Genomic DNA, 20,972 nt, shown 5'->3' on the forward strand with positions numbered 1-20,972 from the left:
CGGACCTGATCCAGTTCGCGCCCGGCCTGCCCAAGACCCGCTCCGGCAAGATCATGCGCCGCATCCTGCGCAAGATCGCCGAGGACGAGTCGTCGAGCCTCGGCGACACCTCGACCCTGGCCGATCCAGCTGTGGTCGACGACCTCGTGCAGAACCGTCAGAACAAGAAGGGCGCGCCGGCGTAAGGGATGACTTGGCGGGGCGCAGAAACACTAGAACCTACGGAGACAATGTTGTGAGATTAGTTCTGTTGGGAGCTCCTGGATCAGGGAAAGGGACTCAGGCGGCTCGTCTTGCCAAGCGCCTGGACATTCCCCAACTGTCGACCGGCGACATGTTGCGAGCGGCGGTATCCGAAGGAACACCAATCGGGACAAAGGTAAGGGCGACGATAGAACGCGGCGAACTTGTTCCCGACGACCTTGTCGTGGCCATCGTTGCCGAGCGCATATCGCAGCCCGATGCCAAATCTGGGTTTATTTTGGACGGTTTTCCCCGCACGATTGCCCAGGCCGCAGCACTCGATGATATTTTGCGGGCGGCAGACCTTCGAATTGACCGCGTGTTGGAACTGGACGTTGACGAAGCCGCTCTGTTAGGGCGCATCCTCAAGCGGGCGGACGAAGCAAAAGCTAGCGGCTTCGCACGAGCAGACGATACCGAAGTTGCACTGAGAGTGCGCCTGGAGAAGTATCGCGGGCAAACCAGACCGCTCGCCGATTATTACCGTGGCCAAGGTCTTCTGAAGAGAATCAATGGTCTGCAATCGATTGACAAGGTAGCAATCTCGCTCTGGGAAGCGCTTGATGCTTGAGAGGGCGACAGTTCGTGATTGGCAAGGGGTCCCTAGCTCCAACCCGACGCCCCCATATCGAGCCTAGCTTGCCGCTTCCAATTCAGCGAGCGGACAGCGGCGGCAAGGCTATGCCTGCCTATTGTCTGGCCCGAGTGGCGCCGCGCCGCTGGCACCGGGAAGGCACGATGCATTGACTTGCGTCAAACTAAGGCCAAGCCAACAACGCTAAATGGGCCTACCTGAAAAACTGGGGCACGATATGATTGCCTTTGGCCTGAAATCTTTCATGATTGCCGGTCTGACCGCCGGTTTCGTCGTGGTTGCTCACGCTGAAGATGCCGATGTCGGCAAGGCGGAATTTCAAGCTTCCTGCGCAAGCTGTCATGGTGTCGATGGAAAGGGCAAAGGACCTGTCGCTGAGCAGCTCAAGGTGCCGCCTGCCGATTTGACGGCCTTGGCCAAGAACAACAACGGGGTCTTTCCTATAACCGCCGTTTATGAAGCCATAGACGGGCGGAGAACAGTTTCCGCGCACGGCACGCATGAGATGCCAATTTGGGGAGAACGATTCAACCCCGTCAAGAGCTTGCCTCACATTGTCGATCCGGCCTACGACGCGCTCGATCCTTCCCGGGATTTGCGGGAGGTCGTCGTGCGGACACGAATCCTTGCCATTATCGATTATCTGAACCGCATTCAGCAAAAGTAGCGGGCCGCGAAAGCGCGCGGGACCGCTGCGGCAACGCAACCTGCTGCAATAGATGGCGGCAACCGCACGCGCGCGTCTAGGCTCCTCCTATCATTGATCCCCATCAAGGCCGCTGCGAGCAAAGTCGCTAACGGTCACATGGAAAACGGAGGATCAACGATGACCAGCATAATGCTCGATGCCCAGCAAATTCAGAACGCGCCGGCTCCCGTTCGTCTCTGGCTTGAGCAGCAGATATCGGCGGTCCTCGGTCCAAGGTCGGCACCCGGAGCGTCGTCGCCTCGCCTGGTTCCTTGCACGGAAGCTCAGGCAGCGAACCTTCTCAATCGAATTAGGCAGGCGCCATCTGCTGTCGAGGTGTTCTTTGGGCTCGCCCATCCCGAGATCTCCTTCGGCGAGCCGCCGGTCGTGACGTTCCGTCTCCTCGATCTTCAGCGTCGTGCCGGTTTGGAGAACATCACCAAGCTGTTCGAATGCCTCGACCTCATCAATCAGGCTTTCTCCGAGATGTGTGACGATCCGGCAGTGCGGTTCTGTGAATTTGACGCCGCAGGGCATTGCTCGATTCTGCCTGCCACGCAGGGCAGCATCGCTGCATTGTGGAAAGCAATTATTGCTGCGGAGCGGCCTGGCGCGCTGCCAATTGCCGCGGTCGAATGGTGCGGGGCGGGCAAGAGATGAACCCGAAAAGGCTCTACCGCAAGTTGGCGAGGAATTGGGCCGGCCGCCCGTCGTTATCCATCGTCGTCATGATGTGGATGCTCCTGCTCTGGCTCGGACAGGTGCAAGCAGGAGAAATCCGGGATGTGCATACACTTGCACCCCTGGTCGGGAAGGTTATCCAAAGCGTCGTCGGCATAAGGGCCAGCACGGAGGCTGCGGCAGCCGCCCGGTCAATGGACTCTGGTCCCGAGCTTCCCGATGGACCGCCTCCCGCGACGAAGAACGTGCATGGTGCGGGCGTCATCATCAAGGCGGAGTCCGGATTGATCGTAACGACCAATCATCTGGTCAGCGGCGCCACGACACTTGTGGTCCGATTGTCGGACGGGCGCCAGATTGAGGCCACGCTCTTGGTAGCCGACGAGCGATATGACCTGGCGATGCTGAGGATTTCGGCCTCCGGCCTGACCGCAGCCCGCATCGGTCGATCGATCGACGCCGAGCCCGGGGATTTCGTCCTTGCGGTCGGCAGCTCCTCGGGATCCGCTCCGAGCGTCAGCTTCGGCATTGTCAGCGCTCTGCATCGTTCGTGGCCCGGCATCCCCTGCCGGGATCTCATTCAGACCGACGCCTTGCTGGATCGCGGCAGTTCAGGCGGGCCGCTGTTCAATCTGCGGGGCGAAGTGATTGGCATTGTTACCGCCAGCACCGGCGAGGCCAAATCCGAGCGCGCCTTTGGCTTGGCGATTCCCTCGGATGCCATCGATCGTCTCTACATCAGAATGAATTAGGCACTTTGCGGGATCGCGGATCGTGTTGAAGTGCGACCGATTTGATTAGTCGATTGGATGGTGGCCGCTCAATCGTGCACTGGGATCAGTAGACCATGATTGGCGTTTCCAGAAGATGATCGTTCACTGCGACGACGCCTGGGATTGCCTCCGCGGCAATCAGGATCGCCGCGCGCTCGGCACCGGATGGCGCATATCCCCACAGATCGACGACCCCGTCCTGCACGGTCACGGTCAGATTGGAGGTGTGCGCCCAAGGTTGCTCGCGAAGCTCGCGGAGCAATTTCTTCCTGATGACGGAATCAGCGGGTGATATCTCAAGCCTCGGCCGGGCGCTCGCGACCGCCTGGAGCAGGTTGGCTCGGCTGACGATGCCGAGGAGGTGGCCGGTTTCATCGACGATAGGGACACGCTTGATGCCGTGCCTCTCGAGCAGCATTGCAATTTCATGCAGAGGCGTCTCCGGCGCCGCGGTCACGACCTTACGGGTCATGATGTCCGCGATCCTGACGGCATGGGATTTCACGTAGTCGGACGCCATTTGCGCGTCTCCGACGAGAAGCCGCAGCCACCACGAATACGGGCGCTCGGTGCCCGCTTCAGTTCGATGCATCAGGTCGCTTTCCGTGACGATCCCGACGAGCTCGCTGTCCCTGCCCACAACGGGGACGGCGCTGATGCGGTGCTGGAGCAGCAGGGAAGCAACCTGCCGCACCGTTGCGTTGGAGTTCACCGTGATGACGGGTGACACCATGACGTCGCGTGCTTGCATGATCGTGCTCCCAGTAGACGGGAAGATGTCACATTCTGCGGGATCGCGCGCATGCGTGATTTGACCCCGATCAATCGATCCGGAGTTCCCCGGCGCTAGAGAGGACCCGTTGAAGCGGAGGATGTCGAAATGGCGGGAATTCCAAGAAACGCGCTCGTGTTTGTCGGAGATGGCCGCAAGGCGTTGTTGCTCCGCAACGAAGGCGGCGATCGGTTCCCCAACCTTAAGGCGGAGGCTGTGTTTGAAGATCAGAACCCGCCGACGCATTTGCAAGGCACGGACCGCCCAGGGCACTTCATCAAGGGGATCGTTTCCGGTCGGCGGGGAGCCGTCGAGCCGACGAACTGGCACGAGCTCGAGGAGTATCGATTTGCGAGGCGGGTTGCGCGGGCTGCGGAGGAGATTGTCCGCAGTGAAAGGACGACGGCGCTTGTCATCATCGCTCCGCCGCGCACGCTGGCACAGCTTCGGGCGACACTGCATCCCGATGTCAAGCGTCACATCATTGCGGAGATTCCCAAGGATTTGACGAGCCTTCCCGTCGAGGAAATTGAAAGGCACATTGTGGAGGCGCTCGCGTCGCCTACACGATAGACACTGTGCGGCTGCAGTGCCTCAAGAGCGATTTCAAGAGTAGGTCCGTCTCGTCGTATAGAATAGCCAGGCTGCGACAATGGCCAGTAACACTGACATTATCCGCCTTATGAGCATTGTGCTTGCCCGCTTTTCGATGCTTGGCCGGATGGCGTTTGCTGAAATGACGACAGCCGAATGAATCGCGGTCGCTATCGTGACGTACGCCGTCAGCAAAATCGCTGTCTGCAGAGGCAGTGGACGTGCCTCATCGATAAAGGTTGGAAAAATCGATAGGTAGAAAACACCGGCCTTTGGATTGAGGAGATTTGTAATCAAGCCCCTGAGGAAGAATTTGGTGTGCGCCGTCGCTTCGACTGGCTTGGCTATCTCTTGCGGAGCATCACGCCATCCTTGCCAGGCAAGCCATAGCAGGTAGAGCGCGCCACCCCAGCGGAGGGTTTCGTAAAGCGAGGTGGAGGTAGCCACGATCGCTGCAAGGCCGAGCGACGATGCGATCCCAACTCCTAACAGGCCGAAAGCGACACCAGCTGTCGCGGCAAAACCGGCTCTCCGACCCGCCGAAGCGGCCAGCACCGCGAGATAGCCCATGTTAGGTCCCGGTGTGAGTTCGATGAGCGTGACCGTGAGTGCGAACGCAGATAGAGAGTTTTCACCCATGGTTCGATCTGTGCCTCCTGAGGCGGGGTTGACCTAGATATTGGTTTGATAGCTTGATCTCGGTCAAATTCTCCGTGGATGCCGCCTCTCTCCCGATTACGAGCTTACATGGATGCAGCGTATCGCCGGCAGGGCCGCAACAGCCGCGAGCGTCTGCGAGTAGCATCCGACGTGGCCAATCTGGACCCGCATCCTCGACGACGATTCCCGTATGAGCTGACAGCTCCGAATGGTCCTGCAGGGAAACCAGCGGCTTCAAAAGTGCACGGCTCTATTGATCCAGGTCAGCCCGGCCTGTCGTTTTTGGCCGATGCTGGCAAATCATCGCGTACACGAAGCCCTGGGGAGTTTGCCATGTTCGCTTTGGATGTCATGCGCACGTCTTTCGCGACGATCAAACCCGGCGCGCCATTGCTCGACGCCGTTCGTTTACTACTGGAAACCGGCCAGCGCGGCTTGCCTGTGCTCGATGGCTCAGGGGCGTTGGTCGGTGTTATCTCCGAAGGCGATTTCCTTCACCGTCGCGAACTCGGCGTGCATTGGCCAGAGGGCTTTTGGCTCGAATGGCTGCTGAGCAGAGAGGAGGGGCGGCTGGTCCGCGAGCGGACCCGGGCCCTGAGCGTTGACGCTGTGATGAGCCGCAAGCCCGTTTGCGTCGACGAATGTGCGACTGTGGACGAAATCGTTGCCGAAATGGACAAGCATCAGATATTGCAAGTCATGGTTCTCCGGGATACGCGTGTCGTTGGCATCGTTGGCCGCGCGCAGCTGCTCCTGGCGCTTGAACGAATACTCTCACGATCCGACGGCGACTGACGCGGAAGCCGCGGCGGGCAATTGTGGAGCGCGCGATTGCGCGTTTCCCAGTCGAGCGCAAGAAGAGCGAGAAGCAGCCGGAATATCCCAGTTCGGTGGCCGGCAGTATTCCAGCGATAAACCGGCGGCGAGCGCGCCCATAGCGCAGCGCCTCGTGTTTCTGGAATTCACCGTATTGATCAATGCGACATGAGCGTTGGGAGGGGCATGCATTGCAGCATTTCTCGCGTGACCCCTCCGAGGAGCCTCTCCTGGAAGCGTGAATGGCCGTAGCCGCCCATCACCAGAAGGTCCAGACTCAGCTCCGCTGCAACCGAGAGAAGGGTCGGCTGAATTTCTGAATGCTGTGCGCAAACCTTAACGATTTTGGCTGACAGGGCCATTCGTGCCAGCTGCTGGACCAGCCGCTCCGGACTAGCCTCGTCGGATATGATTGCCGAGTCGTCGATCGTCGTGATCGTGATGGCTTCTGCATTCTTGAGCAGCGGCATTGCGTCCCGCAAGGCACGGCTGGCGAGGCGGCTTCCATCCCAGCAGATTCCGATACGTCGTGGCGAAAGCGGCCCCCGGAACGTGCAGGGCATGAACAGCACGGGGCCGCCCGATTGGAACAGGATTTCCGTGGACAGATCGTTGTCGAACGTAAATCGTTCGAAGTCGGGCTGGGAAACGATGGTCAGATCATAGACTCGCGCGGCGGCTGCTGCGAATGAGATGGCCTCCGCGGGAATTTCGCTGATGGCACGGCAAGTGTAGGCAAGACCCGTCTTCTTGACCTCGCTCTCAAACGCGTTGGTGGCGCTCTCCGCGCGGCCCATGGCACGAAGTCGCTCTTCCTCAAAAACCATCGGGGTCGCGGGAGATACGACTGCCGCGATCGGGATACTGGTCGACTCATAACCAATCGCCAACGCGGAAATGTGTGCGCTGCACGCGACGGCAAGGGAAATCGAGCCATCCACGACGGGGCGGACCGGCCGTTCAGTCGGAATCAGAGCCAGCATGTTCTTGAACAAAGGACGCTCCTTCTAGCCAGTGGTGACCGTCTGCCCCGACTTTTAATTGGCAGCCCGCTGTCGCGTATTGATCCATGTCAGAGGACAGACGATCGGTCCGCTGTCAGCTCACATCCTCTGGTTCCAGAAGCCGAGTAAGGCGAGAACGCCTATCGCTCGTTGCCTAAGAATTGACCCTGCTCAAGGCGCCGGTTCAGGCCGTCGCGGATGCTGGGCAACGTCATCAACTGCTGACGAGGCCCTGCCATGACTGACCAAGTGAAGTTGCCCGTCGTCGAGCAACAAGAAAAGTACGGAGCAGATGTCGGATACGACAAGCCGGACGATCACTGCTGGCTTCTGGATCGGTTGGAAGACGACGACGTTCGTGAGGTCCTGAAGCATGATGCGGCGCTCACTCCCTCCAAAGCAGACGGCAGGGTGCCGTATGATTGACGACGGCGGTCTGCGATCAAACGGTCCGAGCTCGATCCCGAAGCCGGCCCACCGTGTCGACAGAACTGCGGCACTCACGGGCGAGCAGCCCAGGGGCGCCGAAGAGGACGGCCGTGCGCTTGGCGCTCTGCGCGGAATCCTGCAATCGCCAAGCTATCAAGAGGCGGATCAGGACGAAGATTTCCTGCAGAGCGAAGCCACACGCGGCATTCGCCTCCAACTTGATTTCCTTAAGACGGAGACCCTGCTCCGGGAGCATCAGATCGCTCATACGATCGTTGCCTTTGGCAGCACTCGCATTTGCGAGGCGCAGGCGGCGCGCCGGGCCGTCGCCTCGATAGCTGATGCGCTCGCGTTGAATCCCGACGATGTCGGCTTGCGGCGCCGTCTCAAGACGGCACAGAGCCTTGCGGCGAAGAGCAAGTACTACAGAATCGCGCGCGAGTTCGGACAGATCGTCGGTGTCGCAAGCGAAAAGGCCATCGGTGGCCGCCTCATGATCATGACCGGCGGTGGGCCGGGCATCATGGAAGCGGCCAACAGGGGCGCGCACGATGTCGGGGCCCAATCGATCGGACTGAACATTACCCTGCCGAAGGAGCAGGACCCTAACCCATATGTCACGCCCGAGCTCTGCTTCAGGTTCCACTATTTTGCGATGCGCAAATTGCATCTCCTGATGCGCGCCCGCGCGCTCGTGGCATTCCCGGGCGGCTTTGGCACGATGGACGAGCTGTTCGAAGTGCTGTCGTTGGCGCAAACCCGAAAGATCGCGCCGGTGCCGGTCGTGCTGGTCGGCGAGTCGTACTGGCGTCGCGCGTTTGATCCGGACTTCCTGGTCGACGAGGGTGTCATCGATCCGGAAGACAGGGGCCTGTTTTGGTTTGCAGAGTCCGCCGAGGAAGCCTGGCAAGGCATTCTGCGGTGGTACGAGACGGCCGGCCGGCCGCTTCTGCCGATCGGAGACGACGCCTCACGGGGCAGGCCGATCGGTCAAGAGGTCGAATCGTGAAGTTATCCTTTCATGGCGCCGATCGAGCCGTAACCGGGTCCTGTCATCTGGTCGAATGCCTGAACCGACGCATTCTGATCGATTGCGGTCTTTTCCAGGGAAGCCGCGACCTGGTGGAAGAGAACGTCGCCGCCTTCGGGTTCGATCCTGCAACCATCGACTATGTTCTGCTGACCCATGCCCACCTGGATCACTGCGGCAGGATTCCATTGCTCGCGAAGCGAGGATTTAGGGGCGAAGTGATCACGACCGCGGCCAGTCGCGAGCTAGCCCGCCTCGTGCTGGTCGATGCCGCGCATCTCCAGGATGAAGACGCGCAGCGGAGAGCCCGCCAATGGCGCAGGCGGGGCAAAGAAGAAGCGCCGTCGCCGCTCTACACCGTTGTGGATGCGCTCGATTGCTTCGATCGATTTGGAAGGACAGCTGAATATGGACAACCGCTGCAGCTCGCAGAGGGACTTCGTGCGACGTTCTTCGATGCCGGCCATATCCTGGGCTCTGCGAGCATTCTGATCGAGGCTGCCGAGCACGGCCGCACGCGTTCGGTCCTGTTCTCGGGCGATCTCGGCAACGCCGGTCGTCCGCTGCTGCGGCTGCCGAGCCCTCCCGCTCGCGCCGACATTGTCGTCATGGAATCGACGTATGGAGACAGGTGCCATCGCTCGTTGAAAGACTCGATCGAGGAGCTTTACGGCGCGATCAGCGGCGCGCTGGCGCGCGGCGGCAACGTCATCATTCCGACCTTCGCGCTCGAGCGCGCCCAGGAAATCCTCTATGTCCTGCGTCAGGGGATAGAGCGGAGCAGGCTGCCGCCGGCCATGCAAATCTTCCTGGACTCGCCGATGGCGATCTCGGCGACCGAGATATTCAAGCGGCATTTCGAATGTCTCAGCCCCGAGGCTGCCTCCATGTTTCGCGAAGGGCGGGATCCACTGCATCCGGCAAACCTGCATCTGGTCCGCGAGAGCGCCGATTCGGTCGCCATCAACCGGATAACCGGTGGCGCTGTCATCGTGGCCGGATCCGGGATGTGTACGGGTGGCAGAATTCGCCATCACCTCAGGCACAATATCTGGCGCAAGGAATCGGCGGTCGTGTTCGTCGGATATGCCGCCGCGGGAACGATTGCGCGGCAGATCATCGATGGGGCCAAGTCCGTGCGGCTGTTCGGCGAAGACATTGCGGTTCGCAGCACGATTTACACGATCAACGGATTTTCCGCGCACGCGGACCAGCAGGAGCTGCTGGCATGGCGACGCGCGGTCGAGGGATGCGAGGCAACGTTCCTGGTCCATGGCGAGGAGCCCGCAATGCAGGCGCTCGCTGCGCACTTGGACGGACAGCGGGTCGAGCTGCCGCGACTAGGCGACGTGTTTGATCTCTAGATGGCCCGCGAGGCGAGCCGGACAATGCGGGCCAAACAATCATTCTGAGCTGCTGGTACTTCAGCTCGCAGCCTTCACGTCCTTGGGAGATTCGACGTAGAGGCCGGTAGGTATCCACGAAGCAGGGGGATCGCACACCTTCTTGACGCCGGCGGTGTTCTCCGCGGCCACGATGGTTGACTCACGCGCAGGGTCGCTGGTGGCGATGCCATGCAGATGGACAACGCCGTTGCGGACGGTCACCATCGATCTGTCGGAGGATAGGGTCACGGATATGGTAGTCGTCCGCGATTGGATCTGGGATTTCGTGTGCCGGAATATCATCCTACCGCGAGGGAGTGCGTCGTAGCCCCTGTAGCGCCAATGCTCTTAGTCGCTTCGTCGCGATGCTTTCCGACAGGTGGATCGTGATCAGGAGCGACCCGAACAACAAAATCATCAAAATAGCCTTTGCTGTTTCACTGGCCATTGCGGAAACTCCGAATGTGCTGTTTGAAGTTGAGCGCATCGCGGTGGAGTGTTGCTGTTCTGGATCAACAAAGCGACGAGCGATTTGGAGATTTGTCCGTGCCTTCAACGTTCACGAAGCCGCTGGAATATCCCTCGCTTGGTCGTTCAGTGAACCTGTTTCTCCAGCTCCTGATCGTCCGGAGATTTCAGGTAGAAGCCCGAGAAGCTGTCGCCCCAGCAGAGGTGATCATGCACCTCGCGGACGCCAGGAACGTTTTCGGCCGCGACGATCGCGGCTTTGCGAAATGTGCTTTCGGTAATCACCCCGCTCAAGTGGACGATGCCGTCCCGAACGATGACGCTGAGTCCAAGCGGGCACCAGACGTTGCGTTCGATCTCGTCCAGAATACGCTGCCGGATCTGGTCGTCGTTTTCGGTCGGAGCAGGTACGTCGCGTGCAAGGCTCGCCACCGTTCGCAGCAAATTGCTGCGGGTGATGATGCCGACAAGCTTTCCGTCGCGAATCACCGGCAGCCGCTTGACGTTGTTTTTCTCCATCAGTTCGACGACCGTCGTCAGTGACGCATCCTCGGCCACGGTAACCGGCGCACGCGTCATGATCTCAGAGACCTTGCGTCCATGCTCGATCACGTAGTCCTCGGCCCACTTTCCCGGTCCGAGAATGAAGGTCATCAACCAGTTGCGCTTCCGCTCGGTGCGGATCTCGCTGCGATGAAGAAAATCGCCTTCGGTGACGATGCCGACGAGCGCGCCGTTGCGATCGACCACCGGTAGCCCGCTCACATGGTGCCGAAGCATCATTTTTGCCGCGTCGAGGATGGTGCTGTCCGGCGTAGTCGAGAGCACCTTGCGGGCCATGATCTGGTGCGCGTACATCCGAATGTCTCCCATCGTTTGGAACGTGGTGTTCAGCCTAACTCCAGATGGGGGCGGCGCGTTGATCTGACGCAAGCGGTAAATTAGGCGCGTTTGATCTGGCGCAAATATCACTAGAGATCGATGCGTTACAAAGTGTCGGTCCTTGCAGGCCGAACACGCACGTCCTTCAGAGAGGCCAGATCGTGTTGCCGGGCTGCGTTGGATGAAGGGCGGCGTTCGCCGTTGCACCCCCGTCGGCGGAGCCGCCCTTCCTCTGGACCGTTCCAATAGCGAAGACCGAGGGTCGCATGCAAAAGGACTATGCCGACGTCTGCAAGCATATCTCCAACAATCTGGGCCAGCTGCGCAAGGGCATTCCTGAAACCATGCGAGCGTTCTCGGCCATGGCGCAGGCGGCAACCAGAAATGGCGCGCTTGATGCACGAACAAAGGAATTGATCGCGCTCGCGCTGGGCGTTGCCGCCCACTGCGACGGCTGCATCGGCTTCCACGCTGAGGCCCTGGTCAAGCTTGGGGTCAGCCGCAAGGAGCTCGAGGAGACGCTCGGATTGGCGATCTACATGGGCGGTGGACCGTCCCTGATGTACGCCGCTGACGCGCTCGGGGCTTACGACCAGTTTCAGGAGCGCGCGGTGGTTGCTGAACCGGCAATGGATTGATCCGATTGACGCCACGGGCCGCGAGGCGTTGGCGAACTGCTGGAAGGGACCGGAGCTGTCCTCCTTCGATAGCCGGGAGATTGGTGCGATGTGCTCTGGAGATGGCAAGCGGCGGCTGCCGCAGCAACACGGGAATGGAGCCGTCACCGTTGCGCAGCCACGTCAAGCGGCGAAGAATGCCGATGAGGTGGCGCAGAAGAAGACGCGTGCCCGAAAGCATCAGGACGACGCTTCATATTGGGCGTCCCGCGCCGAGCGGACGAAGCGCCAGGCCGCGCGACATCAGGACCGGGCGACTCGCGATCATTTCATGAAGATCGCGGCCGGATATGAGGCGCTCGCCCGCTCGGCCCGCAGCGTCGAGCAGGATCGAGATTAGGCGGACGGCAGACGTAGAGCTTAGGGGACCGAGGCGAGCTTGAGCTGGCTCAACGTAGGCAGCGCCGCCATACGCGGGAATACATGATCATTTCAGGTTGGTGGAGCAGACACATGTTTTTGGCCAATGTCATGGTTTATGTCGACCCTCAGCAGCAGGACGAGGGACAGATTCGCGTCGCCGAAGGGATTGCGGACAAGTTTCACGCATCGATGATCGGCGTCTCAGCTTCCGCCATCGATCCGCCCTTTGTCGCCGAAGGGGTGATCATCGAGCAGACCACCGAAGATGATATCAAGCGGATGCGGGCCGATCTCGCGGCGAAGGGCGAATGGTTCGGGAAGATCACGGGTCGGGAGCGTCACAAATTGGAGTGGCGGTGGGCGCTGGAATCCCCCACCGCGTTTCTCGCGGAGCAGGCGAGGGCGGCAGATCTGGTTGTCTTCAAGCGCCGGAAGGCCCAGTCCGACAATTTCCATTACCTCGATTCGGCCGAGGCCATCCTGCGGATGGGGCGCCCCACGCTGTCGATGCCGGAAGGGGTGACCGGCTTGTCGGCCGACCGCATCGTCGTCGGCTGGAAGGACACCCGCGAGGCCCGTCTCGCGATCCGGGACGCGTTGCCCTTCCTGACTCGGGCTTCGAGGGTGACCATCGCCGAAATCTGCACGTCGGACGAGCAAGACGCTGCGATCCATCGCTTGCGCGATGTCGCGAGCTATCTCGAACGGCACAGCGTCAATTGCCAGTTCCACGTTCGCGTTCACACTGCAGAGCCGGACGCGGAGTACCTCATCAGACTGGCAAGGAACGAAGGTGCCGACCTCATCGTCAGTGGAGGCTATGGCCATAGCCGGCTCGGTGAATGGATGTTCGGCGGCATGACACGCGGCTTGCTGCAGCACGCTCCAATCTGCCTGCTGATGTCGCATTAGACCAGCCGTCCTAGGACGCGGGTGACGGTGGCCTCCGAGAATGTCGGTCTTGCGGTCGCCATTGCCGTTTGGTGCGGTCGCCGACCGGCACGCGCCGACGCAACCCGGCCGTCTGAGGTCCGACAAGTCGAAAATCGCGGTGAAATGCCCATGGCGCTGGTTGGTGATCTGCACCGCGTCAATTGATCACGATCAAGGGCTATGAGCCGGGGTGCGTTCAAAATGGAGCTGCACCAAAGGAGGCAGATTGCCATGACACGCAACGTCGGACTCATTGATCAGTACGCCCGGATCATCGTCGGCTTGGCCCTGATCGCATATACCCTGAAGGACGGCTCGCTTGGATCGGGTTGGCTGGTCGCCGGGACCCTCGGATTTGTTCTGATTGCGACAGCGTTCTTCTCGTACTGCCCGCTCTACACGTTGCTGGGAATCAATACTCGGCAGAAGTCCAGCTCGATCTAGAGATCTGATAACAATAATGAATGAAAACCTCACTCTTGCCGAGTTGCGGTTCCGACTGGATCGTCTCGGCGCGGGCGCTGTCTTGAGAATTTCCGATCGTGATTATGAGCGGTTGTTCGGGATCAACGAGGTCGCTGCCGCCAAAGTCGCACAATTTGCCAGGAAGCATCATTGTGTGAGCGTTCCGGGAGAGGGCTCGGTGTACTTCCGAAAGTCGAACTCCGACGCGTATGGTTCAGTCGAGTTGGTGCAAGACGTGCCCCCGATGTCCCGCTGAGCCCGAAATCCGTTCAACGAACCTTCAGTCGAGAGTGATGATAGTCAGAAGCAGCTGGAAGATCTGCCAGCCGGCGGCGACCAGCAGTGCTCCAACGATCAGCAGACGGCCGTACCATGAGACGGTCGGGCCGTTTCGACGCTGGGGGCGTCGGACCAGCTGGTTGAATGTTGGCGCCGGTGTAGAGGTTGTAGCGGCCCGAGCATTGCTATCGCTCGTGTCGTCAAGTCTCTGTGCGTTCCGTTGCCGTGATCGATCCATTTGTGGCCAAAGCCATTTATCGTACCAGTGCAAGGATCGCATTCGGGGGGAGAACGGCCTTGATGCGGATCAACTCTGATCCGCGCTCCCGCTAATGGGTAGTGTCTGTAGGTCATCCATTCAGTGCGGTATCGCTGGCAGGATATTGTCGTCCCAGCGCAGCGCGATTTGATTCATGTGTAGCGGCTGGAAGCGCAAGGCGCTTTCCCATCTCCGCCATGACGAGGTAGCCAAGCGTTATCAGCGTGATCGCGCCCAGAAGCACAGGCGGCAGGCTCGCGAAACCGAACAAGGAACCGGCCGGTCCCAGCGCCAGGAAAATTCCTGAAGCAAGCGCGCCGAGCGAACCCAACGCCAGGATGCGATGCGGGTGGCTGGCGCGCCATGGCAGCCGCCGCGAGCGGATCAGAAAGATCACGAGGATCTGGGTAGCGATCGATTCCAGGAACCAGCCGGTTTGGAACGCGGCCGCATCGGTATGGAAAACTTTCAGGAGAATGGTGAAAGTCGCGACGTCGAATAGCGATGAAATCGAGCCCATGACGAACGTGAACCGCAGGATATCCGCCATATTCCATGATTGGGGTCTCTCGGCATCCTCCTCGTCGATTTCATCGAACGGAATGCCGATCTCGGAGAGATCGTAGAGCAAATTGTTCAGGAGGATCTGCAGCGGCAACAGCGGCAGGAACGGCAGGGCAATGGATGCCAGCGCCATCGATAGCATGTTGCCGAAATTCGAGCTGGTGCCCATGCGGACATATTTCAGGATGTTTGCGAACGTTCGCCGCCCCTCGATCACGCCAGGGCCCAGCACCGAGAGGTCCGGGGCCAGCAGGATCATGTCCGCGGCGGCGCGTGCCACCTCGGTCGCGCCGGCGACGGAAATTCCGACATGGGCGGCGTGAATCGCCGGAGCGTCGTTCACGCCGTCGCCCATGAAGCCGATGACGTGACCGCGTTGACGCAAGGCCCGGATGATCCGCCTCTTCTGCTCGGGATCGATTCTGGCGAACAGGTCGACATCCTCGATCTGCGCGGCGAGCGCCTGATCGCTCAGATTGGCGATCTCGCCGCCGGTCAGGATACGGCCGGAGGGAAGACCGACGGCATCCGCGACATGCGCGACCACCGCAGCGTGGTCTCCGGAGAGCACCTTGATGCCGACGCCACGTGCCCTCAGGTCTCGGACCGAGTCGGCCGCATCGCGCTTGGGAGGGTCCGCGAACGCGCAGAAACCGACCACCGTCAGGACAGCTTCGTCCGCGGTCGTAACATTGGCCCGATCCGGCGCCATGGTTCGGATGGCGACGCCGAGCAGCCGAAAGCCCTGCCGGGCATGGTCATCCTGCAGGCGAACGAGCGCGGCACGGTGGCTGTCATCCAGCGGCCGGGCCAAGCCATCGACCTCGACTGCAACCGCGCGGTCCATGATCGCTTCCGGCGCGCCCTTGACGATCAGGAACCGGTCGTTGTCCCGCGTCGCAAGGACCGAGAGGCAGCGCCGCTCGAAGTCAAACGGAATCTCGGCGAGCCGGGTCCAGGCGCTGCTGCCCGGCGGGCTGTCTGCGGCAAGCAGCGCCTCATCCAGCGGGCTATGAATGCCGGTCTGGAAGGCGCTGTTCAATCGAGCCAGCTCGAGCACCCGATCGCTGGGGCGTCCCGCAGGATCGAAATGTGCCGCGAGCGTGATCCTGGCTTCTGTCAGCGTGCCGGTCTTGTCGACGCATAACGTGTCCATCGCACCGAGATCGTGGATAGCAGACAGCCTCTTGACGATCACCTGCCGCTTCGCCATCCGCTGCGCTCCGCGCGCCAATGTCACCGTCATCACCATCGGCAAGAGCTCGGGCGTGAGACCGACGGCGAGCGCGACGGCAAACAGGAATGATTCCATTGCCGGCCGATGTGCCACGAGGTGGGCGAGCAACACGAACAGCGTCAAAAAAAGCGTCAGCTTGAGGATGAGCAAGCCAAGCTTCTGTACACCTTGCTCAAGGGCGCTTGGGGGATCGTTCGCCAGTAGCTCGGCGCTGATCATGCCGAAGCGCGTACGGCGGCCAGTCTCGACGACGAGCATGACCCCGTTGCCGCCAACGACGCTAGTGCCGGCGAACAGCGCATTGCTCGCTTCCGCAGGCTGACTGGTCACGCATGGCTCCGTCGTCTTCGCGGCAGGAAACGGCTCGCCGGTCATCAGGGCCTCGTTCAGCTGGAAATTGCGGGCCATGAGCGCGACCCCGTCGGCCGGCACGAGGTCGCCGGTCCGCAGCTCCACGACGTCTCCGGGCACGAGTTCGCTCACCGGCAACGCGACGATTGCGCCATCGCGAATGACATCGGCCTGGATGGCAACCGAGCGTCGCAACGCATCGGCGGCGACCTCCGCGCGGTGCTCCTGCACGATATCCAGCGTCAGTGACAGGCCCACCACGAGCGTGATGATCACAAAGCTCGCGAGGTCGCCGCTGAAGCCCGACACGGCCGCCGCCACGATCAGGATGGCAATCAACGGGTTGACCAGACGATGTACGATCTTCTGCAGGATCGATCGCGTGCCCGATGGCTCTGCGAGGTTTGGGCCGATCCGGGCGAGCCGCTTTTCGGCCTCCTGTTGGCGCAGACCGCACCGCTGGGTGTCGAGCCTGCACAACAGCGCATCGGCCGGCTCCCGCCAGAACGCTTCAACGGCAGGCCCATACGCGGGCGGCTTGAGCGGCATGAGAATCTCGCGCTGCTGGAAAGAATTGGCAGCAAATCATATTGCAGCCTCGTAGGTGCGAGGTTGATGCGGCTCAAGCGACTCGGGGCGGTGTGCGACCCGTCTCCCTGGTGAGGTAAGTCTCGGGCAACGCGAGGAAATTCTCGCTCCAAGGCAGGCGGGGCCGGGTCGAGCCACAGCCGCTGCTTGCTGGCCAGCGTGTGCGCGGCTAGGATTACTCTTTCAAAGCACGCGAATGGGTAGAAAACGCTGTCCCATGGAGCGATTTATTCACGACGAGAACCTGGCCTTGTTCAGGAAAAAGCTTGCAGATCCACAGCTGACGGACGAGGAACGCAAGGTCGTGCTCAAGCTGTTGGCCGATGAAGAAGCGAGACAGATTGCCTCTCAAGGCACGGCAGACGATCGCAAGCCGGATTGATGCAGATCAAGTCCGATGCCCGGGCAATCTGCTTTGCTTGGATTGCGCAGATCCCCTAACTGCGTAGAGCAGCCCCACTGAAGCTGCCGGCTGGCCTAAGCTGGCGGCTTCTTTGGGCGGGCCGCGATCGGAGACCCGCAGGATAGTGTTCCGGTCCGTGATCGGATCGGACTTGAGTTTCTGAACGCCGCCGCTGCGATCACGCACAGGAAGCAGGATTCGAACCGAGGAGCCGGCTGGCAACGTCGATCGTCACGTTGTGGTCATCGACGGGTCGGGCAAGGAAATTCACCGGGAGGCGATCTATCTCGCCTAGGGACTCGCGCATAGTCTATCGATGCAAGGCAGGCGCCATTGGCGGGATCATCGGCGCCTTTGCATGCTTACAAGGGTTGATCGTCTTCGGTCGAAGGCTCTTGCTCTAACGAGACAAAGTCGCCGCCGCCATAGTCCTCTTCCGCCGGCGGGTAGGCCATTTTCACCAGTTGGTCTTCGACCCGCTTCACGCCCGAGACGTTTTCCGCAGCAACGATCGCTGCTTTGTGCGCATTATCGCTCCGGATGCTGCCGCGTAGGCTGACGATCCCGTCATTTACGCTGACGTTCAGTGCAGCGGGTCGCCAAGGCGCATGCGCAAATGCCGCAATGACCGACGCACGGATCTGATCGTCATTGCCGGAAATGGAAGACCATTCGAGGCGAAGCCTTGCGATTGCCGTCATGAAATCCGTGCGCGTGACCATCCCGACCAGCTTCTTATCGCGCATGACCGGGAATCGCGTGACGCCGTGCGATTCCATGAGCTGGACGACCTGCTCGAGCGATGTGTCCTCCTCGACGGTGATTGGGTCGGGCGGCATGATCTGACTGACCTTGCGGCCATGTTGGCGCGCGAAGTCGAGTGCAACCTGGTTCGTGCCCGCGAGCATCGCAAGCCAGCGGCCGCGGCGCTTCTCCGTTCCAACTTCCACGCGCCGGATGAAATCTCCGTCCGACAGGATTCCGATGAGCGCTCCGTCTTGATCGATGACAGGAAGGCCACTGATGTGATGGGACAGCATGGTCTTGATGGCATCGATCACCGATGCATCGCCATCGATTGTGATGACGTTCCGTGACATGATCTCCCGTACGCGCACAGCGTAGATCCTCCGACTCGAACTGATCCAGCTAACTCTCGGAAGGAACAACGTGTGTTGATCCTGGTCGTGCAACTGCGCTGATATGTTAAACAGTGCGGCAGGCAATGGGCAAGCCGACAGCTGGTAATGGTCTCATGCTTTCTGACTGTTCGACCGGTCGCTTGAATGGCAAGAATCTTCACCGGAACCCCGCGCTCCTGACCGTTCATCCCGGGAAGGACGACAGCGTGCCTTTGGACCGCGATCTCCGGCTGGATCTATGCCGAGGTCTTGCGCTCTGGTGCGTCTTCCTCGATCACATCCCCAACAATGTCTTCAGCTGGTTGACCTTGCGCCATTATGGCTTCAGCGATGCGACCGAAGTCTTCATGTTCGTGTCCGGCCTGACATGTGCGCTGAGCTACAGCAGCGTCCGCCGTCGCGATGGGTGGGCTACAGTCTTCGCACATACGCTGCTGCGAAGCTGGGAGATCTATGCGGCCTTTCTCATCCTGACCATCGCGCTTGCGGTCGTTGCGTACAGCTCAGGCAGCAACCGGCTGGCGGACGAAGCCAACGTGAAGATCCTGCTGCAAGAGCCGGGTGCTGCGCTGGCCCATGCCGCCATCCTGATGTATCGCCCCGTAAATACGGATGTCCTGCCGACCTTCGTGCTGTTTCATCTATCGTTTGCGCCTGCCCTCTGGGGAATATTGAAGTTTCCTGGTGCATCCCTGCTGATCTCCGCGTTCCTCTATGCGCTGGTCCAATTGTACGGCTGGAACTTGCCGCAGTGGCCGGTCAATCTGTGGTACTTCAATCCGTTTGCCTGGCAGCTTCTGGTCGTTCTCGGGGCGTGGTGGGCGATCCGGGGCTATCGAATGTTTGGGCGGAAAATCGCGTCGTGGCCCGTCGTCGCACTTGCGATAGCGTACCTCGGCTTTGGTCTTGTGATCACATTGAGCTGGCAGATCGAGCCATTGGCGGCTGCGGTCCCCAGCTATATTGCGCGGTTGATCTATCCGATTGACAAGCCGGATCTGGACCCGCTGCGGCTCCTGCATTTTCTGGCAATTGCCGTCGTCGTGGCGAGGTTCGTGCCGCCGAATTGGCGAGGACTTGCCAGGGGCGGCCTGAGGGGCGCAATTCGTTGCGGCGAGCGTTCGCTCGAAACCTACTGTGCAGCCGTCGTGCTCTCCCTGTTGGCGAGTTTGTATCTCATCGAAGTGTCCGACAGCATTGCGGCGCAGGTTCTGACGAGCGCCGCAGGGATCGCGGCGCTCGTCCTGTTTGCGACATGCCTGGCCTGGATCGGCAAACGAAGCCGCCAACATCCGAAACTGCTGTAGAGGGTGCGCCGGGTTCCGCCGGTCGAATCTAGACCGCTCGGCTGTGCCGGGCCGTGGCGCGACCAAGGTGAGCGTCGAATGTCGAGGCGACGCATCGAACCAGGAACTCCGCATCATCGTTGATCAGGAGCCGGTCACCTCTCATCGTCACCGCGCCGTCCGCGATCAGCCTGTCGAGCCGGGAACGATCAACGACGGCCGAACCAGGATCCCAGCGGTGCCGGCGGCACATTCCCGGCAGGTCGACGGCCATGTCGCACATGATGCGCTCGATGATGTCGGCTCGGAAACGGTCCTCCGCCGTCAGCATGTAGCCCCTGACGGTGGCAAGCCGGTCCTCGGCGATGCGCGCAAGGTAGTCGCGTGTCGCGACGGCATTCTGCACGAAGCCCTGCGGCACGCGGCCAATTGCGCTGGCGCCGAGACCAATTAGGGTCTCGGCAGAATCGTCCGTATAGCCCTGGAAGTTACGCCGCAGCCGGCCCTCGCGCTTTGCCATGGCCAGATTGTCGCCGGGGAGCGCGAAATGGTCGAGGCCGATGCGCAGGTATCCGGCATGGGTCAGCGCTTGCGCGACTGCCTCGGACTGACGATGCCGCTCGAGGCTATCCGGCAGCGACGCCTCGTCGATCATGCGCTGGTGCTTCTTGAAGGAGGGAATATGGGCGTATCCGAACACGGAAAACCGGTCGGGCCGCAGCGCGATGCATCTGTCGACAGTGTCCAGGCAGGAAGCGACGGTCTGAGCGGGCAGGCCGTAGAGCAGGTCGAAGTTGATGCGGCCGACGCCGGCACGGCGTAGCCGCTCGACCGCTTCCGCGGTCTGCTCAAGGCTCTGCGACCGATTGATGGCATGCTGGACGACAGGATCGAAGCTCTGGACGCCAAGGCTCGCGCGGTTGACGCCGCTGTAGCCCAATGCTTCCGCCATTGGCTCGGTCAGGGTGCGTGGATCGATCTCGACGGCGATCTCGGCGTCGGGCTGCACGAAAAACGAGTAGCGTAGCGCGCTGACGAGGTCGGCAAAGGTTTCGGGCGTCATGATGGTCGGGGTGCCGCCACCGAAATGGATGTGGGAGACGGGCAATCGCTGACCGACCGCTTCCGCAACGAGATGCGCTTCGGTGCGAAGGCCGGCGGCGTAAACGGCGACCGGTTCGTCGCGGCTGGTGATGGAGGTGTGGCACCCGCAGTACCAGCACATCGACCGGCAAAACGGCACATGCAGATAGATCGAGGCTGGCCGCCGAGCTGGAACTGACTTGAGCCATGCCCCGTAATCAACCTCGCCGACCGCCGCAGAAAAATGCGGAGCCGTGGGGTAGCTGGTGTAGCGCGGCAGCCTGTCCTGCCCATGGGTGATCGCCAGGTTCGACCGCATCCT

Annotated in this window: 25 protein-coding genes; 17 read left to right on the forward strand and 8 right to left on the reverse strand. The window is 60.9% G+C overall.

Going from position 1 to position 20,972, the window contains the following annotated elements; all coding sequences use genetic code 11:
• The 5 genes from I6F38_RS30255 to I6F38_RS30275 form a co-directional block, all read left to right on the forward strand.
• Positions 1-185 (forward strand): hypothetical protein (locus I6F38_RS30255; RefSeq protein WP_225162974.1); only part of this gene is annotated, 185 nt, incomplete at its 5' end.
• A gap of 50 nt (positions 186-235) precedes the next feature.
• Entirely contained in the window at positions 236-814 is a 579-nt protein-coding gene (locus tag I6F38_RS30260) for an adenylate kinase (protein WP_212059593.1), read from the forward strand.
• A gap of 241 nt (positions 815-1,055) precedes the next feature.
• A complete protein-coding gene (locus tag I6F38_RS30265; protein WP_212059592.1) occupies positions 1,056-1,505 on the forward strand; it encodes a cytochrome c in 450 nt (149 codons plus the stop codon).
• Between the two features lie 159 nt (positions 1,506-1,664).
• Positions 1,665-2,186, forward strand: coding sequence for a hypothetical protein (locus tag I6F38_RS30270; protein ID WP_212059591.1), 522 nt, complete (start codon positions 1,665-1,667; stop codon positions 2,184-2,186).
• The gene (locus tag I6F38_RS30275; protein WP_225162975.1) at positions 2,183-2,959 is read left to right on the forward strand and encodes a trypsin-like peptidase domain-containing protein; all 777 of its coding nucleotides are present in this window, start codon (positions 2,183-2,185) and stop codon (positions 2,957-2,959) included. Before I6F38_RS30270 ends, I6F38_RS30275 begins: the two co-directional genes overlap by 4 nt.
• A gap of 85 nt (positions 2,960-3,044) precedes the next feature.
• Here the strand turns inward: I6F38_RS30275 and I6F38_RS30280 are convergent, their stop codons facing one another.
• The gene (locus tag I6F38_RS30280) at positions 3,045-3,731 is read right to left on the reverse strand and encodes a CBS domain-containing protein (RefSeq protein WP_225162976.1); all 687 of its coding nucleotides are present in this window, start codon (positions 3,729-3,731) and stop codon (positions 3,045-3,047) included.
• A gap of 129 nt (positions 3,732-3,860) precedes the next feature.
• Between I6F38_RS30280 and I6F38_RS30285 the strand changes: the two genes are divergently transcribed.
• Positions 3,861-4,325: a host attachment protein gene (locus tag I6F38_RS30285; protein WP_212059590.1), complete on the forward strand. Its 465-nt coding sequence runs from the start codon at positions 3,861-3,863 to the stop codon at positions 4,323-4,325.
• A gap of 33 nt (positions 4,326-4,358) precedes the next feature.
• On the opposite strand, the gene I6F38_RS30290 is transcribed toward I6F38_RS30285, so the two are convergent.
• Positions 4,359-4,985, reverse strand: a complete 627-nt coding sequence (locus I6F38_RS30290; protein ID WP_225162977.1) for a LysE family translocator — start codon at positions 4,983-4,985, stop codon at positions 4,359-4,361.
• Positions 4,986-5,093: 108 nt separating this feature from the next.
• Here I6F38_RS30290 and I6F38_RS30295 point away from each other — a divergent pair, with 108 nt between their 5' ends.
• The gene (locus I6F38_RS30295; protein WP_225162978.1) at positions 5,094-5,801 is read left to right on the forward strand and encodes a CBS domain-containing protein; all 708 of its coding nucleotides are present in this window, start codon (positions 5,094-5,096) and stop codon (positions 5,799-5,801) included.
• A gap of 179 nt (positions 5,802-5,980) precedes the next feature.
• On the opposite strand, the gene I6F38_RS30300 is transcribed toward I6F38_RS30295, so the two are convergent.
• Positions 5,981-6,817: a universal stress protein gene (locus I6F38_RS30300; protein ID WP_225162979.1), complete on the reverse strand. Its 837-nt coding sequence runs from the start codon at positions 6,815-6,817 to the stop codon at positions 5,981-5,983.
• A 246-nt stretch (positions 6,818-7,063) separates the two neighbouring features.
• On the opposite strand from I6F38_RS30300, the gene I6F38_RS30305 reads away from it, so the two are divergent.
• From I6F38_RS30305 to I6F38_RS30315, 3 genes are read left to right on the forward strand one after another with little or no spacing between them, the layout of a single operon-like run.
• The gene (locus tag I6F38_RS30305) at positions 7,064-7,252 is read left to right on the forward strand and encodes a hypothetical protein (protein WP_212059587.1); all 189 of its coding nucleotides are present in this window, start codon (positions 7,064-7,066) and stop codon (positions 7,250-7,252) included.
• Positions 7,245-8,264, forward strand: coding sequence for an LOG family protein (locus tag I6F38_RS30310; RefSeq protein ID WP_225162980.1), 1,020 nt, complete (start codon positions 7,245-7,247; stop codon positions 8,262-8,264). Before I6F38_RS30305 ends, I6F38_RS30310 begins: the two co-directional genes overlap by 8 nt.
• A complete protein-coding gene (locus I6F38_RS30315; RefSeq protein WP_225162981.1) occupies positions 8,261-9,649 on the forward strand; it encodes an MBL fold metallo-hydrolase in 1,389 nt (462 codons plus the stop codon). The genes I6F38_RS30310 and I6F38_RS30315 overlap by 4 nt, the downstream gene beginning before the upstream one ends.
• Before the next feature lie 60 nt (positions 9,650-9,709).
• On the opposite strand, the gene I6F38_RS30320 is transcribed toward I6F38_RS30315, so the two are convergent.
• On the reverse strand, positions 9,710-9,895 hold the full coding sequence (locus I6F38_RS30320) for a BON domain-containing protein (RefSeq protein ID WP_249794354.1): 186 nt from the start codon (positions 9,893-9,895) through the stop codon (positions 9,710-9,712).
• A gap of 369 nt (positions 9,896-10,264) precedes the next feature.
• Positions 10,265-10,996 (reverse strand): CBS domain-containing protein, encoded by a 732-nt coding sequence (locus tag I6F38_RS30325; protein WP_225162983.1) that lies wholly within the window; start codon positions 10,994-10,996, stop codon positions 10,265-10,267.
• Positions 10,997-11,286: 290 nt separating this feature from the next.
• Between I6F38_RS30325 and I6F38_RS30330 the strand changes: the two genes are divergently transcribed.
• The 5 genes from I6F38_RS30330 to I6F38_RS30350 all read left to right on the forward strand — a co-directional run bounded on the left by I6F38_RS30330 (position 11,287) and on the right by I6F38_RS30350 (position 13,714).
• Positions 11,287-11,658 (forward strand): carboxymuconolactone decarboxylase family protein, encoded by a 372-nt coding sequence (locus tag I6F38_RS30330; RefSeq protein WP_212059581.1) that lies wholly within the window; start codon positions 11,287-11,289, stop codon positions 11,656-11,658.
• Positions 11,636-12,037 (forward strand): hypothetical protein, encoded by a 402-nt coding sequence (locus I6F38_RS30335; protein ID WP_225162984.1) that lies wholly within the window; start codon positions 11,636-11,638, stop codon positions 12,035-12,037. Before I6F38_RS30330 ends, I6F38_RS30335 begins: the two co-directional genes overlap by 23 nt.
• Positions 12,038-12,150: 113 nt before the next feature.
• Positions 12,151-12,972: a universal stress protein gene (locus I6F38_RS30340; protein WP_225162985.1), complete on the forward strand. Its 822-nt coding sequence runs from the start codon at positions 12,151-12,153 to the stop codon at positions 12,970-12,972.
• Between the two features lie 252 nt (positions 12,973-13,224).
• On the forward strand, positions 13,225-13,437 hold the full coding sequence (locus I6F38_RS30345) for a DUF2892 domain-containing protein (protein WP_225162986.1): 213 nt from the start codon (positions 13,225-13,227) through the stop codon (positions 13,435-13,437).
• Between the two features lie 16 nt (positions 13,438-13,453).
• Positions 13,454-13,714, forward strand: a complete 261-nt coding sequence (locus tag I6F38_RS30350) for a hypothetical protein (protein ID WP_212059577.1) — start codon at positions 13,454-13,456, stop codon at positions 13,712-13,714.
• Between the two features lie 373 nt (positions 13,715-14,087).
• On the opposite strand, the gene mgtA is transcribed toward I6F38_RS30350, so the two are convergent.
• Entirely contained in the window at positions 14,088-16,697 is a 2,610-nt protein-coding gene (gene mgtA / locus I6F38_RS30355) for a magnesium-translocating P-type ATPase (RefSeq protein WP_225162987.1), read from the reverse strand.
• 256 nt (positions 16,698-16,953) lie between these two features.
• Here mgtA and I6F38_RS30360 point away from each other — a divergent pair, with 256 nt between their 5' ends.
• Positions 16,954-17,118, forward strand: a complete 165-nt coding sequence (locus I6F38_RS30360; RefSeq protein ID WP_016847819.1) for a hypothetical protein — start codon at positions 16,954-16,956, stop codon at positions 17,116-17,118.
• A gap of 383 nt (positions 17,119-17,501) precedes the next feature.
• On the opposite strand, the gene I6F38_RS30365 is transcribed toward I6F38_RS30360, so the two are convergent.
• Positions 17,502-18,239, reverse strand: a complete 738-nt coding sequence (locus I6F38_RS30365) for a CBS domain-containing protein (protein WP_225162988.1) — start codon at positions 18,237-18,239, stop codon at positions 17,502-17,504.
• Positions 18,240-18,364: 125 nt separating this feature from the next.
• Between I6F38_RS30365 and I6F38_RS30370 the strand changes: the two genes are divergently transcribed.
• Positions 18,365-19,588 (forward strand): OpgC domain-containing protein, encoded by a 1,224-nt coding sequence (locus I6F38_RS30370; RefSeq protein ID WP_225162989.1) that lies wholly within the window; start codon positions 18,365-18,367, stop codon positions 19,586-19,588.
• A gap of 28 nt (positions 19,589-19,616) precedes the next feature.
• Here I6F38_RS30370 and hemN read toward each other — a convergent pair whose 3' ends face one another.
• Positions 19,617-20,969, reverse strand: coding sequence for an oxygen-independent coproporphyrinogen III oxidase (gene hemN / locus I6F38_RS30375; RefSeq protein WP_225162990.1), 1,353 nt, complete (start codon positions 20,967-20,969; stop codon positions 19,617-19,619).
• Positions 20,970-20,972 lie beyond the last annotated feature (3 nt).

This window comes from Bradyrhizobium sp. BRP56, from assembly GCF_020194035.1.
GTDB lineage: Bacteria > Pseudomonadota > Alphaproteobacteria > Rhizobiales > Xanthobacteraceae > Bradyrhizobium > Bradyrhizobium australafricanum.

What these genes read in the sequence shown, in the direction of transcription:
- I6F38_RS30360 (WP_016847819.1), top strand. Translation starts at nt 16,954, where the DNA reads ATGGAGCGATTTATTCACGACGAGAACCTGGCCTTGTTCAGGAAAAAG.
- I6F38_RS30350 (WP_212059577.1), top strand. Translation starts at nt 13,454, where the DNA reads ATGAATGAAAACCTCACTCTTGCCGAGTTGCGGTTCCGACTGGATCGT.
- I6F38_RS30270 (WP_212059591.1), top strand. Translation starts at nt 1,665, where the DNA reads ATGACCAGCATAATGCTCGATGCCCAGCAAATTCAGAACGCGCCGGCT.
- I6F38_RS30285 (WP_212059590.1), top strand. Translation starts at nt 3,861, where the DNA reads ATGGCGGGAATTCCAAGAAACGCGCTCGTGTTTGTCGGAGATGGCCGC.
- I6F38_RS30320 (WP_249794354.1), bottom strand. Translation starts at nt 9,895, where the DNA reads ATGGTGACCGTCCGCAACGGCGTTGTCCATCTGCATGGCATCGCCACC.
- I6F38_RS30310 (WP_225162980.1), top strand. Translation starts at nt 7,245, where the DNA reads ATGATTGACGACGGCGGTCTGCGATCAAACGGTCCGAGCTCGATCCCG.
- I6F38_RS30265 (WP_212059592.1), top strand. Translation starts at nt 1,056, where the DNA reads ATGATTGCCTTTGGCCTGAAATCTTTCATGATTGCCGGTCTGACCGCC.
- mgtA (WP_225162987.1), bottom strand. Translation starts at nt 16,697, where the DNA reads ATGCCGCTCAAGCCGCCCGCGTATGGGCCTGCCGTTGAAGCGTTCTGG.
- hemN (WP_225162990.1), bottom strand. Translation starts at nt 20,969, where the DNA reads ATGCGGTCGAACCTGGCGATCACCCATGGGCAGGACAGGCTGCCGCGC.
- I6F38_RS30345 (WP_225162986.1), top strand. Translation starts at nt 13,225, where the DNA reads ATGACACGCAACGTCGGACTCATTGATCAGTACGCCCGGATCATCGTC.
- I6F38_RS30275 (WP_225162975.1), top strand. Translation starts at nt 2,183, where the DNA reads ATGAACCCGAAAAGGCTCTACCGCAAGTTGGCGAGGAATTGGGCCGGC.
- I6F38_RS30305 (WP_212059587.1), top strand. Translation starts at nt 7,064, where the DNA reads ATGACTGACCAAGTGAAGTTGCCCGTCGTCGAGCAACAAGAAAAGTAC.
- I6F38_RS30370 (WP_225162989.1), top strand. Translation starts at nt 18,365, where the DNA reads ATGGGCAAGCCGACAGCTGGTAATGGTCTCATGCTTTCTGACTGTTCG.
- I6F38_RS30340 (WP_225162985.1), top strand. Translation starts at nt 12,151, where the DNA reads ATGTTTTTGGCCAATGTCATGGTTTATGTCGACCCTCAGCAGCAGGAC.
- I6F38_RS30280 (WP_225162976.1), bottom strand. Translation starts at nt 3,731, where the DNA reads ATGCAAGCACGCGACGTCATGGTGTCACCCGTCATCACGGTGAACTCC.
- I6F38_RS30325 (WP_225162983.1), bottom strand. Translation starts at nt 10,996, where the DNA reads ATGTACGCGCACCAGATCATGGCCCGCAAGGTGCTCTCGACTACGCCG.
- I6F38_RS30290 (WP_225162977.1), bottom strand. Translation starts at nt 4,985, where the DNA reads ATGGGTGAAAACTCTCTATCTGCGTTCGCACTCACGGTCACGCTCATC.
- I6F38_RS30330 (WP_212059581.1), top strand. Translation starts at nt 11,287, where the DNA reads ATGCAAAAGGACTATGCCGACGTCTGCAAGCATATCTCCAACAATCTG.
- I6F38_RS30295 (WP_225162978.1), top strand. Translation starts at nt 5,094, where the DNA reads ATGGATGCAGCGTATCGCCGGCAGGGCCGCAACAGCCGCGAGCGTCTG.
- I6F38_RS30365 (WP_225162988.1), bottom strand. Translation starts at nt 18,239, where the DNA reads ATGTCACGGAACGTCATCACAATCGATGGCGATGCATCGGTGATCGAT.